The sequence below is a fragment of the Actinomyces sp. AC-20-1 genome, assembly GCF_023369555.1.
Lineage (GTDB): Bacteria > Actinomycetota > Actinomycetes > Actinomycetales > Actinomycetaceae > Actinomyces.
In genome coordinates this window covers 14,525-28,235 of sequence record NZ_JACJVC010000018.1, presented here as the reverse complement: position 1 = coordinate 28,235, position 13,711 = coordinate 14,525, and the positions used below count along the sequence as shown (strand labels likewise).

Sequence of the window (13,711 nt, the reverse complement as noted above, 5' to 3'; positions counted from 1 at the left end):
AGGTGAGTGGGCACCTGGGCGCGGTGGCACGCTCATGCTCATCCAAGTATCTCGAGGACCCTAGTTTTTCGTTGGAATCCTAAGGTTCAGCTGATGGTGTCGAATTCAGTTGGCTCGCTCCCACGTGCGTCGGCGCCACCCACGCACGTGGGAGCTCACGCAGCACCGCCAAAGGCCCGCACGCTCGTCGCACCTGTCACATGAGCGTGCCAGCCAGCGGCGACCACGCCGAGCCGGGGCCAGCGGGGAGGCTGGAGAGCACGGACGGCACCAGTCCACAGGCCCCGGCTACGTGCTCCGTCGCCACGGCACCACCGCCAGCCTGTGGATAACTCGGGGAGGTCGTGACCTCGACAGGGATCCTTGTCCCCATGGATCTGGAGACCGCCTCCCTGGCTGCCCGTATCGAGGCGCTGCACGGAGCCGCGCACGTGGATGAGGTGGCTCATGGCGCCCGCGAGCGGGCTCTGCTGAGGACGGCCGTGGCCGCCGGCACCCTCCAGCAGCACGCGCCGGGCTTCGTGGCCATCCCGGGGACCGACCCCCACGTGCTGCAGGCGCGTCACTTCCGCGCCCATCTCACGTGCCTCACCGCGGCGCGGGCGCTGGGCTACCCCACCTGGAGCACCGACCAGCGCACCCACATCGTCGTCCCGGCCAACCGCGGGCTGCGCCCCAGCACGACCCGGCCGACCACGGGCGTCGTCGTCCACCGCAGGACGGTCCTCACCCCGGTCACCGTCGACGACCGTCCTCTGGTGCGCCCAGCGGAGGTGGTGGCCTGCGCTCTCACGTGCCTGAGCGAGCTCGACGCGCTCACCATCGCTGACGCCGCGCTCAACCGTGGGGACACCACCACGGAGGAGGTCACCGAGCTGCTGACGGGCCGGTACTCGGTGGGGGCTCGCCGCCGACTGGCCCTGGCGGAGCCGGGCTGCCGCTCTCCGTTGGAGACCCGGGTGCGGCTCGCGCTCCGGGCGATAGGGCTGGACGTCGAGGTGGCGCCGGTCGTGGAGGGCGTCGGGGAGGTGGACCTGTGTGTGGAGGGCTGGCTGGTCGTGGAGTGCGACGGCTTCGAGTTCCACTCCTCGTGCGGGCAGTTCGAGAAGGACCGGCGGCGGGACCAGCGGGCACTGGCCGCCGGGTACGTGCCGGTCAGGCTCTCCGCGGCGGATGTCGTCGAGGGGGAGAGGGCCATCCGGCGCACGGTGTGCCGCGCCCTGCTCGGCATCGCACGCTCACGCCGACTCGCCCTCCCCTACAACCGCGGAATCATGCGGAAAGTTGAGGAAGCAGCCAGATAGCTGCCGGCTCCCACGTGCGTGCACGACCACGACGCACATGGGAGCTCACACCACCGCCCCAAGCTCCCGTGCCATCGTCAACAGCTGTCACATGAGCGTGCAAGCCCCGCCGCCGAGCGGGGGAAGGGGGGAGCACAGGTCCCGGGTCAGCCGCGCACGTCGGAGAAGGCGGTGCCCGAGGACCGCAGGCCCCGCATGCGGGCGACGTCAGCGCCCAGGCCCTCCTCCGGGAGCTGGCCCGGGTCACCGGACAGGTCCACGACGCGGTTGCGCTCGTCGACGAAGACGACGAGCGGGACGTAGGTACGGGCCTCGTCATCACTCATCTGGGAGTAGGCGATGAGGATGACGACGTCGCCCGGGCTCACGAGGTGGGCGGCGGCCCCGTTGATGCAGATCTCGCCGCGGCCGCGCTCGCCGGGGATGACGTAGGTGGACAGACGGTTGCCGTTGGTGCAGTCCGCGATGTCGACCCGCTCGCCGGGCAGGAGGTCGGCGGCGTCGAGCAGGTCCGCGTCCACGGTGATCGAGCCGACGTAGTCGAGGTCGGCCTGGGTCACGGTGGCGCGGTGGATCTTGGACGTCATCATCGTCCGCGTGCGGGTGCTCATCGCGGCCCAGGCTATGCGTCCGGGCGGCCGTGTTGAAGCCGAGGTGACCGACTCGACAGCGTGCGGCCCCGCCCGCCGCCGGCCGCGGTCCCCCGTCGCTCAGCCCAGTGCGATGAGCGTGTTGTCGATGAGGCGGGTGGTGCCGAGCCGGGCGGCGACCGCCAGCAGGACCTCGCCACTGGTCGCGACGGCGGCCTCTCCCCCGGCCGGCGCCAGCCCCAGCCCGGCCCCGGCCCTGTCGGTGAAGGACAGTGGGTCGATGACGGCGACGTAGTCCACCTCGACGCCGGGGGCGGACACCATCGCCTCAAGGGCCGCGGCGCGCGTGCCCGCGGCGTCGGCGCCCGCGGCGGCGGCCTCACGGCCGGCGGCGAGCGCGCGCGACAGGGCGAGGGCCTGCTGGCGCTGCTCGGCGCTGAGGTAGGCGTTGCGCGAGCTCATGGCGAGCCCGTCCGGCTCCCGGCGGATGTCGACGGGGACGATCTCGACGGGCACGGCGAGGTCCCGCACCATGGAGGAGACGATGGCGAGCTGCTGGGCGTCCTTGCGCCCGAACAGGGCCCAGCGCGGCCGGGTCAGGTGCATGAGGGTGAGGACCACCTGCAGGACGCCCGCGAAGTGGGTGGGGCGGGTGCGGCCCTCGAGGACGGTGGCGGCCGGGCCCGGGTCGAGGCGGACGGAGGGCTCGCCGTCGGGGTACATGACCTCCGGGGTGGGGGCGAAGACGACGAGGTGGCCGACCACCGGGGTGCCGTCCTCGCCGGTGAGGGTGGCGTCGATGCCGTCGACGTCGGCCTCGAGGCTGCGGGGGTAGGTGTCGAGGTCCTCCCCGGCGGCGAACTGGAGGGGGTTGACGAAGATGGTGACGACGACGGTGCCGTCCCGCCCGACGCGGCGCGCCGCCTCGGCGACGAGGTCGAAGTGCCCCTGGTGGAGGGCGCCCATCGTCATGACGACCGCGCGGGGGGCGGTGTCGGGGCCGAGGGCTGCGGCCAGCTCCTCCCGGGTACGGGCGAGCACGGGGGCGGTGCGGTGGGGGGCGCGGGTCATGGGCTCAGGCTAGTCCCGGCCCCGTGCTGTCCGGCCCCAGGGCCTCGCGCAGCCGAGCGGCCTGCTCCTCGCCGAGGCGGCCGGCGTCCAGGCGCTGGCGGACAGTCGCCTCGGCCAGGGCCCGGTAGGTGGCGACGACCTCGTCCAGGGCCCGCCCCTGCTCGTCGCGCAGCGCGGCCAGGGCGGTGAGGTGGCGGCTGAGGGTCCCGGCGTCGCCGCGGGCGACGGGCCCGGTGAGGGCGTGCTCGGCGCCCTCGTGCAGGGTCCGGTCGAGGGCGGCGGTGAGCAGCGGCTGCAGGGTGGCCTCGGGGTCGGCGACGCCGGCGGCGGCCAGGGCGCGCACGGCCTGGTCGACGAGGGTGACGAGGTGGTTGGCGCCGTGGGCGAGGGCGGCGTGGTAGGCGGGGCGGGCGGCCTCGTCCAGGACGAAGGGCTCGCCGCCGAGCTCGACGGCGAGGGCCTGGCCCACCGGCAGGAAGGCGGCGGGGGCGGTCACGGCCATGGGGCAGCCGGTGAGGCGGGCAAGGTCGGTGGACCAGCCGGAGAAGGTCATGGCGGGGTGCAGGGCGATGGGGATGGCGCCTGCGGCCTGGGCGGGGGCGAGCACGCCGGTGCCGTGGGCGCCCGAGGTGTGGACGACGATCTGTCCCATCTGCCAGGCGCCGAGGTCCGCGAGGCCCTGGACGAGGCCCGCGAGGGCGTCGTCGGGAACGGCCAGCAGGACGAGCTCGGCGCGGCGCACGATCTCCTCGACCTCGAGGACGGGCACGCCGGGCAGGAGCATCTCGGCGCGCTCGCGCGAGGCCTCGCTGACGGCGTGGACGCCGACGACCTGGTGCTCGACGGCGCGCAGGGCGGAGCCGAGGACGGCGCCGACGCGGCCGGCGGAGATGATGCCGACGCCGAGGCGTCCTGGCGCGGTGGTGGTGCTCACGGCGCTGATGGTCTCACGCCCGCGGCCAGGGCGCCTGTCACGATCCAGGCCATTGCCTCACCGGCACGCCTCACGGCACCCGTAGAACCGCGAGACTTCAACGATCACGGGACTGTCCCGGTAGTGGACCCCGGACAATGGCCTGGATCCTGACACCGGCCTCAGAAGGACGGGGCCGCCTCGGCGCGGGCGAGCCAGCGGTCGAGAGACTCCGCGCTGCGCCGGCGCAGGGCGCGCTGCGCGATGACGGCCGCGAGCGCCCCGGCGTCGGCGGCGTCGAGGTTGGAGACATGGGAGACGGCCGCCCCCATCTGCACGAGGTCGAGGCGCAGCTCGGCCAGGTCCCGGCGCCGTGCCAGCGGCCCCTGGGCGACGTGGACGGACTGGATGCGCTCGTAGGGGATGACGCTCACGCTGCGCTGCCAGCGGCCCAGCCGCAGGATGACGCAGGTGGCGGTGAGGGCCACGGCCTGACGGCGCCAGCTGAGCCAGTCGAAGACGCGGGCCCGGCGGGGCACGCGCACGAAGCCGCGCTCGGCGGAGCCGATGGGGGCGGCGGGGTCGATGACGCCGTCGTCGTCCTGGCCGGACAGGGCGGCGTCGAGCAGGGCGTCGGGGTCGCTCACGCCCAGGTCCGGGGTGACGAGCCACAGGGCCCGCAGGGCCGTGTCGCGGTCCCCGACGGGCAGCAGGACGTTCGCCCCGTTCTCCTCGATGCCGCCGCCGGAGCTGGTGTCGACGGCCTCGCGGCCGGCGACGGTCGCGCTCACGCGCCACCAGTCCTTGCCCCGCCACAGCAGGCCCTGCTGGAGGCCGACGGCGTGGACGCGCCCGGGGGGAAGCGTCGTGGAGGTGTCGGAGGTCAGGCCGAAGCGCATGCGGATGCCGGCGGGGGTGGCGGCGGCGCGGAAGCCCCAGCCGTTGGAGAAGCGTCCCCAGGCCAGGGAGATGAAGGCGAAGGGGATGAAGAACAGCGCCAGCATCCCGCTGAGCGACTCCAGGAGGCCCTTGCCCTCCTCGATGATGGTCCCGGTGAGGGCCAGGGGGATGACGATGACGAGGACGGCCGCTGCCACGGCGGTGAGCAGGGCGGTGATCGTCATCCCGGAGCGCAGGAGGGAGCCGATGAGGGTGCGGGTCTCGACGGTGTAGAGGGGGGTCTCCTCGGCTCCGGCCAGACGCCCGGCGGGCAGGGGCGCGGCGCTGTCCTGGCCCAGGAGGGCGTCGCGCCCCGCTGTCATGGTGCCGACGGCGGGGCCCGAGTCCTCACGGGCACTGTCCGCCGCGTCCGCGCTCGGCGTCGTGGTGCCGACGGCGGCCGCGCTGCCGGGGGCGGTGCGGGCACCTGCGGCCAGGTCGAGGATCTGGTCGCGCAGGGCGGTGAGGTCGCCGCTGGACAGGTAGCCGATGACGACGCGCGAGTCGTTGCCGCCGGCGACCTCGACGGTGAGCTGACCGAGCCCGAGGACCCGTCCGAGGAGGGGGTGGACGACGTCGACGGCCTGGATGCGGGGCAGGCGGGCGGTGCGCAGCTGCTTGAAGAGGATGCCGGTGCGCAGGTAGACGCCGTCGCCGTCGATGGCGAAGGTCTTGGCGCGCCAGGCCAGGGCGAGGTAGGCGCCGATGAGGAGCAGGACGGCGAGCAGGCCGACCATCGCCCAGCGCACGAGGTCGTGCTGGAGGCTGAAGCCGTGCTCGCGCACGGCCTCGATGAGCGCGAGCAGGTCGTCGCCGTTCTGGATGGTGGCGAAGACGAGGAGCGCGGTGATGACCTTCCAGCCCTCGAGCAGCGGGGTGACGGGGTGCATGCGCCGCCACTCGACGTCGGCGGGCAGGCTGATGTGGCGCTCCGCCGTGGCCTCGGGCGCGCTCACAGCCCCGCCATCCTCTGCTCGCCGCGCTCGGACAGGATCCGGCGCAGGTGCTCGGCCTCGGCGACGGGCAGGCCGTTGATGGTGGCGTCCGTGGTGGCGGCGGCCGTGTGGAGCTTGACCTCGGCCATGCCGAAGTGGCGGGCGAGGGGCCCCTGGGAGGTGTCGACGAACTGCATGCGCCCGTAGGGGATGACGTTCATCTGGCGGAACATGATGCCCTTGCGCCACAGGAGGTGGTCCTCGCTGAGGGCGTAGCCCATGGCGCGCACCTGCCGGGGGATGAGCCACATCTCCCACAGGCTCAGGGCGAGCATGAGGGCGGTGCCGGTCCACCACCAGGGGCTGTGGAGGATGGCGGGCACGGCGAGGCCGGCGGCGAGGACGAGGTTGACGGGCAGGCTCGCGATGAGCCGGGCGGTGACCAGGCGGGGCGAGACGGGCTGGAACTCGACGCCCTCGGGCGCGAAGGGGTTGGCCGGCGCGGGGCTGGGGGTGCTCATGGAGGGCTCCTCGTTGGGGCGGAACGGCCCCACTGTGTCACAGGGCCCGTCGGGCACGAATCCCCCTGTGGGGGGATTCGGGGGTGACGACGGCGTCGTCGCGGGCCGGGCTCGGGGACCCGTGTCCGGGGGCTCAGGCGGGGGCGCCGTCCTGGGGGACGCCCGGGGAGGGGTCGTCGCTGTCGTCGTCGGTGAGGTCGAGGGCGCACCAGTGCTCGACGAGCAGGCCGGTGCCGGTCCACACGGCGCAGGCGACGAGGCAGGTGGCGGAGGTCCAGGCGGCCGCGGTCGCGGCGGGCGAGCCGTGGCTGACGAGCGCGAGGACGAGCTGGCCGGTGTAGGCGCCGGCGAGCACCGTGCCGACGACGCTGGAGGCCTGCGCGGCGGCGGCCGTGACGGCGGCGCCGGTGGGGGTCATCCAGGTGCGCTCGCGTGAGCGCAGCCGCCTGACGGCGAGCCCGCAGGTGAGGACGACCGCGCTGACGAGCAGGGCGACGAGGGCGGTCCAGGGCGTGATGACGGGGGTCCAGCCCCGGTGGCGCAGGACCAGGTCGAGTGCCGTCCAGGTCAGGACCGTGGCGACGGCGTAGCACGCGAGGAGGCCGGTCCAGCGCGTGCGGCGCATCAGGAGCGGTTCCCGCCGATGACGTCGTCCCAGCCCATGGGGGCGGCCCAGTCGTCCTCGGGGGCGGGCCCGGGTGAGAAGACCGGCTCGGCGGGGGCGGCCGGGGCCTGCGGGGCAGCGGGCTCGGGCTGGTGGACGGGGGCCGCCGCCGGGGCGGCGGGAGCCACGGGCTCAGCCGGAGCCGGCACCGGGGCGGGAGCCACGGGCTCAGCTGCCGGGAGCACCGGCGCCGGGACCGCCTCGGCCACAGGGGCGGGGGCCGGCTCGGGGGCCGGGGTCCCCTCCGGGGCGGGGACCTGGTCATCGGTGGGCGGGACGACGTACTGGCCGGTCGGCAGGGCCGGGAGGCGGTCGGAGTCGAGCCAGTCGAGGGCGAGCCAGCGCAGGCCCCCGCGGTCCGGGGCCGCCTCGGCCAGGGCGGCGACGCTGCGGCCGTCGAGCTCGGCGAAGGGGTCGGCGGTGGACCAGGGCACGAGGACGAAGGCGCGCTCGGCGGCCCGCGGGTGCGGCAGGGTGAGGGCGGGGTCGTCGGAGGTGACGCCCTCGAAGGAGATGAGGTCGATGTCGAGGGTGCGCGGGCCCCAGGGGGCGGTGCGCACCCGCCCGGCGGCGGCCTCGAGGTCCTGGCAGACCTCGTGGAGCTCGCGCGGCGTCATCGTCGTGGTGGCCAGGAGGACGGTGTTGAGGTAGTCGGGCTGGGGCTCCGTGCCGGGGATCGTGACGGCGGTGGTGCGGGCGAGCGGGGCGACGGCGGTGACGGTCAGGCCCTCGAGCGAGCTGAGCGCGCGCACCGCCGTGCGCAGGGTGGGGACGACCTTGCCGACGTTGGCACCCAGGGCGAGGACCACCTGCGCGGGCGCGGCTGGGCGCAGGCTGAGCGGGTCCACGGGCGCCTCGGCCGGGGGCTGCGCGAGCGGGACGGCGGCGCCCAGCGGGCCGGGCTCGTTGACCGGCGGGGCGGCGGGCTCGGGGAGCAGCGGGTCGGACGTCTCGGCGAGGGCCGCCGGCTCTGCGGCGTCGGTGGGCTCGGCGGGTTCGTCCCCCCACCCGGGGGCGGGCGCCTCGTCCGCGTCGGCGGCCACCGGTGCGGCGGCCTCCTCAGCGGGATCGACGGCGGGATCGACGACGGCGCCCGGCACGAGGGCTGCGCCGGCGGCCAGGGCCCCGGCCCCGAGGCCGGAGGCCAGGCCCGCGGTTCCCAGGGCGGTGCCCGTCTCAACGGGGGCGGCGGCAGGGTCCGGCCAGAGGCCGGCGCCGCCGGCGGCCGGGTCCTCCACGGGGACGAGGTCCTCCGCGGGGGCGGGCACCGGGGCCACCACGGGCTCCTCAGCAGGCTCGTCCACGGGCTCGGGCTGGGCCGCGGGCGCACCCGCGTCCTCGGCCCACGCCTCCGGCTCACCGGCCGCCTCGGTCCACCAGCCTCCGGCCTGCGGGCCGTCGGCGGGCTCGTCCTCGGGCAGTGGCACGGCCGGCAGAGCCGGGGCCTCAGCAGGCTCGTCCACGGGCTCGGGCTGGGCCGCGGACACACCCGCGTCCTCGGCCCACGCCTCCGGCGCGCCGGCATCCTCAGCCCATGCCTGCGCCACGCCAACCTCCTCGACCGGCTCCTCGGACAGCGGCGGCCCGGGGACGGGGTCCTCCGCATGGGCCGCCGGGGCCGCCCCGGCGACATCGCCCAGGAGCCCCCCGGCGAGCAGCGGGGCGACCACGGGCACGGCCGCACCCACCGGTGCCACCACGGGCTCGGCCGCCGTCGGCGCCTCAACGGCAGCCGGGACGGAGGCGGACCACGCCGGAAGGTCGGCGCCGCCGTCGGCACGCCCCTCAGCGACCCCGGTGAGGGACCCGTCCGCGTCCTGCGCCGTGCGCGTGATCGTCACCGTCACGTCCTCGAAGGCGACGGGCACCGGCGCCTGGGGCTTGTGGATCGTGACCTCGACCTCCTGCACGCGCCCGAAGCCGAGGACCACGTCCGCGACACGGCAGGCCAGGGTCTCGATGAGGTTGACGGGCTCGCCCTCGATGACGGCGACGACGGCGCAGGCCACCTCGGCGTAGTCGACGGCGTCGTCGATGGAGTCGGTGACGGCCGCGACGGCGGTCCCGCGCGGGCCCAGGCCCAGGACGACGTCGGCAACGAAGAGCTGGCCCTCCTCGCGCTCGGAGCCCAGGACGCCGTGGTAGCCACGGGCGGACAGTCCGCTCAGGCGGATCCTGTCAACCGGGGTGGAGGAGGTGCTCATCGTGGTTCCTTCCAGAGGCGAGCGGTTCTGACGGCGTCCCGGTTGGACGGGACCTCATGGACTCTCACGGCCCAGGCACCGGCCGCGGCGGCCAGGGCGGTGGTGGCGGTGGTGGCGGCGTCGCGCGCGAGCGGGCCGGCGCCGGCGGGCAGCGCGGCGGCGAGGAAGCGCTTGCGCGAGGCCCCGACGAGGACAGGGCGACCCAGGTCCTCGCGCAGGGCGGCGGTGGCGGCCAGCAGCTGCCAGGACTGGGGGTGGGTCTTGGCGAAGCCGAGGCCCGGGTCGATGACCACCTGCTCAGGGGCCGCTCCCGCGGCCTCGAGCTCGTCCAGGCGCTGGCGCAGCTCGGCCTCGACCCCCGCGACGACGCCGTCGGGATAGCTTGTGAGGCGGTCCATCGTGTCCGGGTCGCCGCGCCAGTGCTGGCAGACGTAGACGACGCCGGTCTCGGCGACGACGCGGTGCATGAGCGGGTCGGCCAGGCCGCCGGAGACGTCGTTGACGATGACGGCGCCCGCCCCCACGACGGCCCGGGCGGTGGAGGCGTGGATCGTGTCCACACTCACGGGCGCGCCCACGCCGGCCAGCTCGCGCACGACGTCGAGGACCCGGGCCTGCTCCTCCTCGGCACTCAGCCGCACGGAGCCGGGGCGGGTGGACTCCCCGCCGACGTCGAGCAGGTCCGCCCCCTGGCTCATGAGCGCCAGGCCGTGGGCGACGGCGGCCTCCGTGGTGTCCCAGCGGCCGCCGTCGGAGAAGGAGTCGGGGGTGACGTTGACGATCCCCATGACGAGCGTGCGGCCGGCGCGAGCCGGGACGTCCAGGCTCTGCGGCAGCGGCACCGGGGTCATGACGTCAGCACTCACGGTCACAGCCTATCGGCAGGACCACCCCGGCGGGGGCAGGTGTGCTCGCGGGTCCTCCGAAGGTCGGAGACGGCCCGGGTGGTCGCGCCCTTCGGGGGATTCGGTGCGCCGCCGCCGGTTCCTAGCCTCGGTGAGAAGCCCGGGACAGGCCCGGGCCGCGTCAGAGGAGTCACCATGAGACCGCCGTCCCCCACCCTCACCCGGAGCCCGGGCAGCACCGTCATCGAGGCCCGCGACCTGCGCAAGGTGTACGGCTCGGGCGAGGCGCGGGTCAACGCCCTGGACGGCGTGAGCCTGACGGTGCCGCGCGGGCAGTTCCTGGCGGTCATGGGGGCCTCCGGATCGGGCAAGTCCACGCTCCTGCACTGCCTGGCGGGCCTGGACTCGCCCACCTCCGGCCACGTCCTCATCGCCGGTCGTGACCTGGCGGGCATGAGCGACAAGGAGCTGACAGCGGTGCGCCGCGACCAGCTGGGCTTCATCTTCCAGTCCTTCAACCTGCTGCCCACGCTCACGGCAGAGGAGAACATCCTCCTGCCGCTGCGGCTGGCGCGGCGCCGTCCCGAGGCGGACTGGCACGAGGCCGTCATCGACATCCTCGGGATCGGCGACCGCCTGGCGCACCGGCCCAGCGAGCTCTCCGGCGGCCAGCAGCAGCGGGTGGCCGTGGCCCGGGCTCTCGTCAGCCGCCCGGAGGTCGTCTTCGCGGACGAGCCCACCGGTGCCCTCGACTCGGTGTCGGCCGCCTCACTGCTCGACACCCTCAGGCGCATGTGCTCCGAGCTGGGGCAGACGGTCGTCATGGTCACCCACGACGAGAAGGCCGCCGCGGTCACGGACCGGGTGGTCCGCCTGCGCGACGGGCGGGTGGAGCTGCCGGCCGCCCAGGCAGGACCGGCCGCGCTGGCAGGCCCGGGGGCCCAGGCAGGCCCGGCGGCCGGCCTCACCGCAGGAGCGCGCTGATGCCCTCCCTGCTCGACCTGCGCCGCACGCTGGCCGCCTTCGTCGCCGTCGCGCTCAGCGCCGCCCTCATCGCCGTCGCCCTCATCCTCACCGCCTCCTTCACCGCCCAGGTGACCGCCACCGCCCGCGCGTCTGTGGGGGACGCCGACCTCGTCCTCCTGCCCCCACGCGGGCAGGAGCTGCCCGCGGACGTGGCCCGGACGGCTGCGGAGGTCGAGGGCGTCGCGGCCGCGCGCCCCCTCCTGGAGCAGCTGATGCACATCGACCGCCCCGGCGACGGCTACGACACCCACGCCTTCGCCCTGCTCGCCCCCGAGCCGGCCGCCGTCAGCGGGGAGCCCACCGCCCCGGCCACCGGCAGCACCGACGGCGCCCCACCCGGCACTCCCTCCACCACCGGGGACGCGCCGCGCCTCATCGAGGGGCGCCTGCCCACGGCGCCGGGCGAGGTCGCCGTCTCCCCCGTCCTCGCACGCAGCAACAACGTCCGCGTCGGCGACACGATCCCCCTCAACGCCAACCTCCACGACACGAGGAGCACGGTGTCGGCGGTCAGCGTCGTCGGGGTCCTTGAGCCCGCGGCCTCCATGACCCGCTTCGGCGTGCAGGAGTCCTACGTCCTCACCACGGCGCAGGGCTGGAGCTCGCTCGGGCTGTCCGAGGTGCCGGTGGCCGTCTACCTCACCGTCCAGGACGGGGCGTCCACCGACGCTGTCACCGCAGCCCTTCAGCACCGCTACGGCGACAGCGTGGACGTCTACACCGCCTCCGAGATCGCCTCGCTGCGCGCCCAGAACAACAACGCGCTCACCTCCGCCACGCTCGAGCTGCTGAACCTGCTGGCACCCGTGTGCGCCGTCGTCGCCGTCATCGTCATCGCCACGACCTTCACCACCCTGGTGGCGCACCAGACACGCCAGACCGGCCTGCTGCGCTGCGTCGGCGCCAGCCGCGCCCAGGTGCGCCGCCTCGTGCTGCGCACCGCCCTGGGCACGGGCCTGGCGGGGTCCGTCCTGGGGGCCGCCCTCGGCGCGGGGGCCGCGCTGGCGGCCTCACGGCTCGGCCTCGTGGAGGGCCTGAGCGCCGAGCACCTCACCGTCACCTGGCGCTCCCTCGCCCTCGCCGTCGGGCTGTCCACCGCCGCGACGGTGCTGGCCGCGCTGCGCCCGGCCGTCCAGGCGGGGCGGGTCTCACCCCTCATCGCCCTGACCGGCAAGGTCGCGGAGGACCGTCGTCTGAGCCGACGGCGCGTGGTGACGGCCGCCGTCGGGCTCGTGGTCGCCACGGCGGGTGGGGCCGTGCTCGTCGCCGGGGTCCTCACGCGCACCATCGAGATCATGGCGGTCGGGTCCGTAGCGCTGGTGGTCGGCGTGCTGGTGGCGCTGCCCCTCGTCGTCGTCCTGGTGGCCGGGGCCGTCGAGCGGCCGGCCCGGCGCCACCCGGTGGCGCACCTGGCCTGCCGCAACCTGGCGCGCAACCCGGGCCGCACGGCGGCCACCACGGCCTCCCTGCTCGTGTCCGTCGTCGTCGCCGTCACCATGCTCACGGCCATGGCCAGTATCAACGCCTCCATGGCGGGCTATCTCGCCAGCGGCAACCCCATGGACCTGCGGGTGGACGGTGTCGGTGCCGAGCAGGACGTCGCCGCGCTCACCCGGCAGGTGGAGCGGATCGAGGGGGTCGAGCAGGTGGCGGTGGTCCCCAGCCTGACGGTCCAGGTCTCCTCCACGGCGGGCAGTGACGAGTTCGTGGTGCACAGCGTGGACAGGCAGGCGCTGGCGCCGGTCGTCCGCTCCCAGCACGGTCTGGAGCACCTGGATGACTCCACTCTCGTGCTGGGCGGCATCTACCTCATCCCGGACGGCACCCGGGTGATCCTCACCGGCCCGGCGGGCTCGGTGACGCTCACGGCCCACGTCGAGGAGGGCGGCTTCGGTCCGGTCATCAGCCCGGCGGTGGCCGCCCAGCTCTACGGCGACTCCCCGACGGAGGTGTCCCTGTGGGCGCGTACGAGCGGTGACGGCGCCTCGACGGCCCCCGCCGAGGCGCTGCGCGAGCAGCTGCACGGCACGGGGCTGCTCGTGACGGGCAGCGCCGACGGGCGCGTGGCCTTCACCTCCCAGATCTGGGGGACGATCCGGCAGGTCGGGGCGGTGCTGCTCCTGGCGGTGCTCATCAGCCTGGTGGGCCTGGCCAACACGACGGAGGTCAGCGTCCTGGAACGCACCCGTGAGATCGGGGTGCTGCGCGCCACGGGGGCCGACCGCCGCCTGGTGCGTGGCCTGTTCCTCACCGAGGCGGTGCTCACCACCCTGCTGGGTGGGGTCATCGGCGTGGTCCTGGGCGTGCTCATGGGCCAGGCGGGGGTCGCGGGGCTCATGGGTGACGGCGGGGGAGAGCTGTCGCTCGTGGTGCCGTGGGCGCAGCTGGCGGGGGTGCTCGCCGCCTCGGCGGTCGTCGGCCTGCTGGCGGCCCTGCGGCCGGCGGCGCGGGCAGCGGCCGTCGCCCCTGTGGAGGCGCTTGCCACCGACTGAGCGGAGAGGCCCGCCCGGGAGAACCTGGGCGGGCCGGGCGGCCGGCGGCCTCCGGGCCCGGGCAGGCCCAGCGGGCCCGGGTGGTGCTCCCCGTGACCTCCGGGCCGGCGCCGGATGGTCAGTGGCACGCTCATGTGACGCATGTGATTTGGCCGATCCGGGGTTCTCGTTGGTATCCCAAGGTTTGGGGTCTTTCAGTGAGAACGC

At 75.2% G+C, this 13,711-nt stretch carries 11 protein-coding genes; 3 read left to right on the top strand and 8 right to left on the bottom strand.

Annotated features, from left to right (window positions below; translation table 11 throughout):
• Positions 1 to 371 precede the first annotated feature (371 nt).
• A complete protein-coding gene (locus H6X67_RS09770; RefSeq protein ID WP_249368721.1) occupies positions 372 to 1,304 on the top strand; it encodes an endonuclease domain-containing protein in 933 nt (310 codons plus the stop codon).
• A 146-nt stretch (positions 1,305 to 1,450) separates the two neighbouring features.
• Here H6X67_RS09770 and panD read toward each other — a convergent pair whose 3' ends face one another.
• The 8 genes from panD to folP all read right to left on the bottom strand — a co-directional run bounded on the left by panD (position 1,451) and on the right by folP (position 9,992).
• Entirely contained in the window at positions 1,451 to 1,915 is a 465-nt protein-coding gene (gene panD / locus H6X67_RS09765) for an aspartate 1-decarboxylase (protein WP_249368722.1), read from the bottom strand.
• A 99-nt stretch (positions 1,916 to 2,014) separates the two neighbouring features.
• Positions 2,015 to 2,965 carry a pantoate--beta-alanine ligase gene (gene panC, locus H6X67_RS09760; protein ID WP_249435516.1) on the bottom strand — a complete coding sequence of 317 codons (951 nt, stop codon included), beginning with the start codon at positions 2,963 to 2,965 and terminating at the stop codon, positions 2,015 to 2,017.
• 4 nt (positions 2,966 to 2,969) lie between these two features.
• The gene (locus tag H6X67_RS09755; RefSeq protein ID WP_249375663.1) at positions 2,970 to 3,899 is read right to left on the bottom strand and encodes a Rossmann-like and DUF2520 domain-containing protein; all 930 of its coding nucleotides are present in this window, start codon (positions 3,897 to 3,899) and stop codon (positions 2,970 to 2,972) included.
• A gap of 161 nt (positions 3,900 to 4,060) precedes the next feature.
• Positions 4,061 to 5,773 (bottom strand): PH domain-containing protein, encoded by a 1,713-nt coding sequence (locus H6X67_RS09750; RefSeq protein WP_249375661.1) that lies wholly within the window; start codon positions 5,771 to 5,773, stop codon positions 4,061 to 4,063.
• A complete protein-coding gene (locus H6X67_RS09745) occupies positions 5,770 to 6,273 on the bottom strand; it encodes a PH domain-containing protein (RefSeq protein ID WP_249369945.1) in 504 nt (167 codons plus the stop codon). Before H6X67_RS09745 ends, H6X67_RS09750 begins: the two co-directional genes overlap by 4 nt.
• Before the next feature lie 133 nt (positions 6,274 to 6,406).
• On the bottom strand, positions 6,407 to 6,898 hold the full coding sequence (locus H6X67_RS09740) for a DUF3180 family protein (RefSeq protein WP_249435515.1): 492 nt from the start codon (positions 6,896 to 6,898) through the stop codon (positions 6,407 to 6,409).
• Positions 6,898 to 9,141: a 2-amino-4-hydroxy-6-hydroxymethyldihydropteridine diphosphokinase gene (gene folK, locus H6X67_RS09735; protein WP_249435514.1), complete on the bottom strand. Its 2,244-nt coding sequence runs from the start codon at positions 9,139 to 9,141 to the stop codon at positions 6,898 to 6,900. The genes H6X67_RS09740 and folK overlap by 1 nt, the downstream gene beginning before the upstream one ends.
• Positions 9,138 to 9,992, bottom strand: coding sequence for a dihydropteroate synthase (folP, locus tag H6X67_RS09730; protein WP_249368905.1), 855 nt, complete (start codon positions 9,990 to 9,992; stop codon positions 9,138 to 9,140). The genes folK and folP overlap by 4 nt, the downstream gene beginning before the upstream one ends.
• A 189-nt stretch (positions 9,993 to 10,181) precedes the next feature.
• Here folP and H6X67_RS09725 point away from each other — a divergent pair, with 189 nt between their 5' ends.
• Both H6X67_RS09725 and H6X67_RS09720 read left to right on the top strand, forming a co-directional pair.
• Entirely contained in the window at positions 10,182 to 10,970 is a 789-nt protein-coding gene (locus H6X67_RS09725) for an ABC transporter ATP-binding protein (RefSeq protein ID WP_249368902.1), read from the top strand.
• Positions 10,970 to 13,504, top strand: a complete 2,535-nt coding sequence (locus tag H6X67_RS09720) for an FtsX-like permease family protein (protein ID WP_249368901.1) — start codon at positions 10,970 to 10,972, stop codon at positions 13,502 to 13,504. Before H6X67_RS09725 ends, H6X67_RS09720 begins: the two co-directional genes overlap by 1 nt.
• Positions 13,505 to 13,711: the final 207 nt, after the last annotated feature.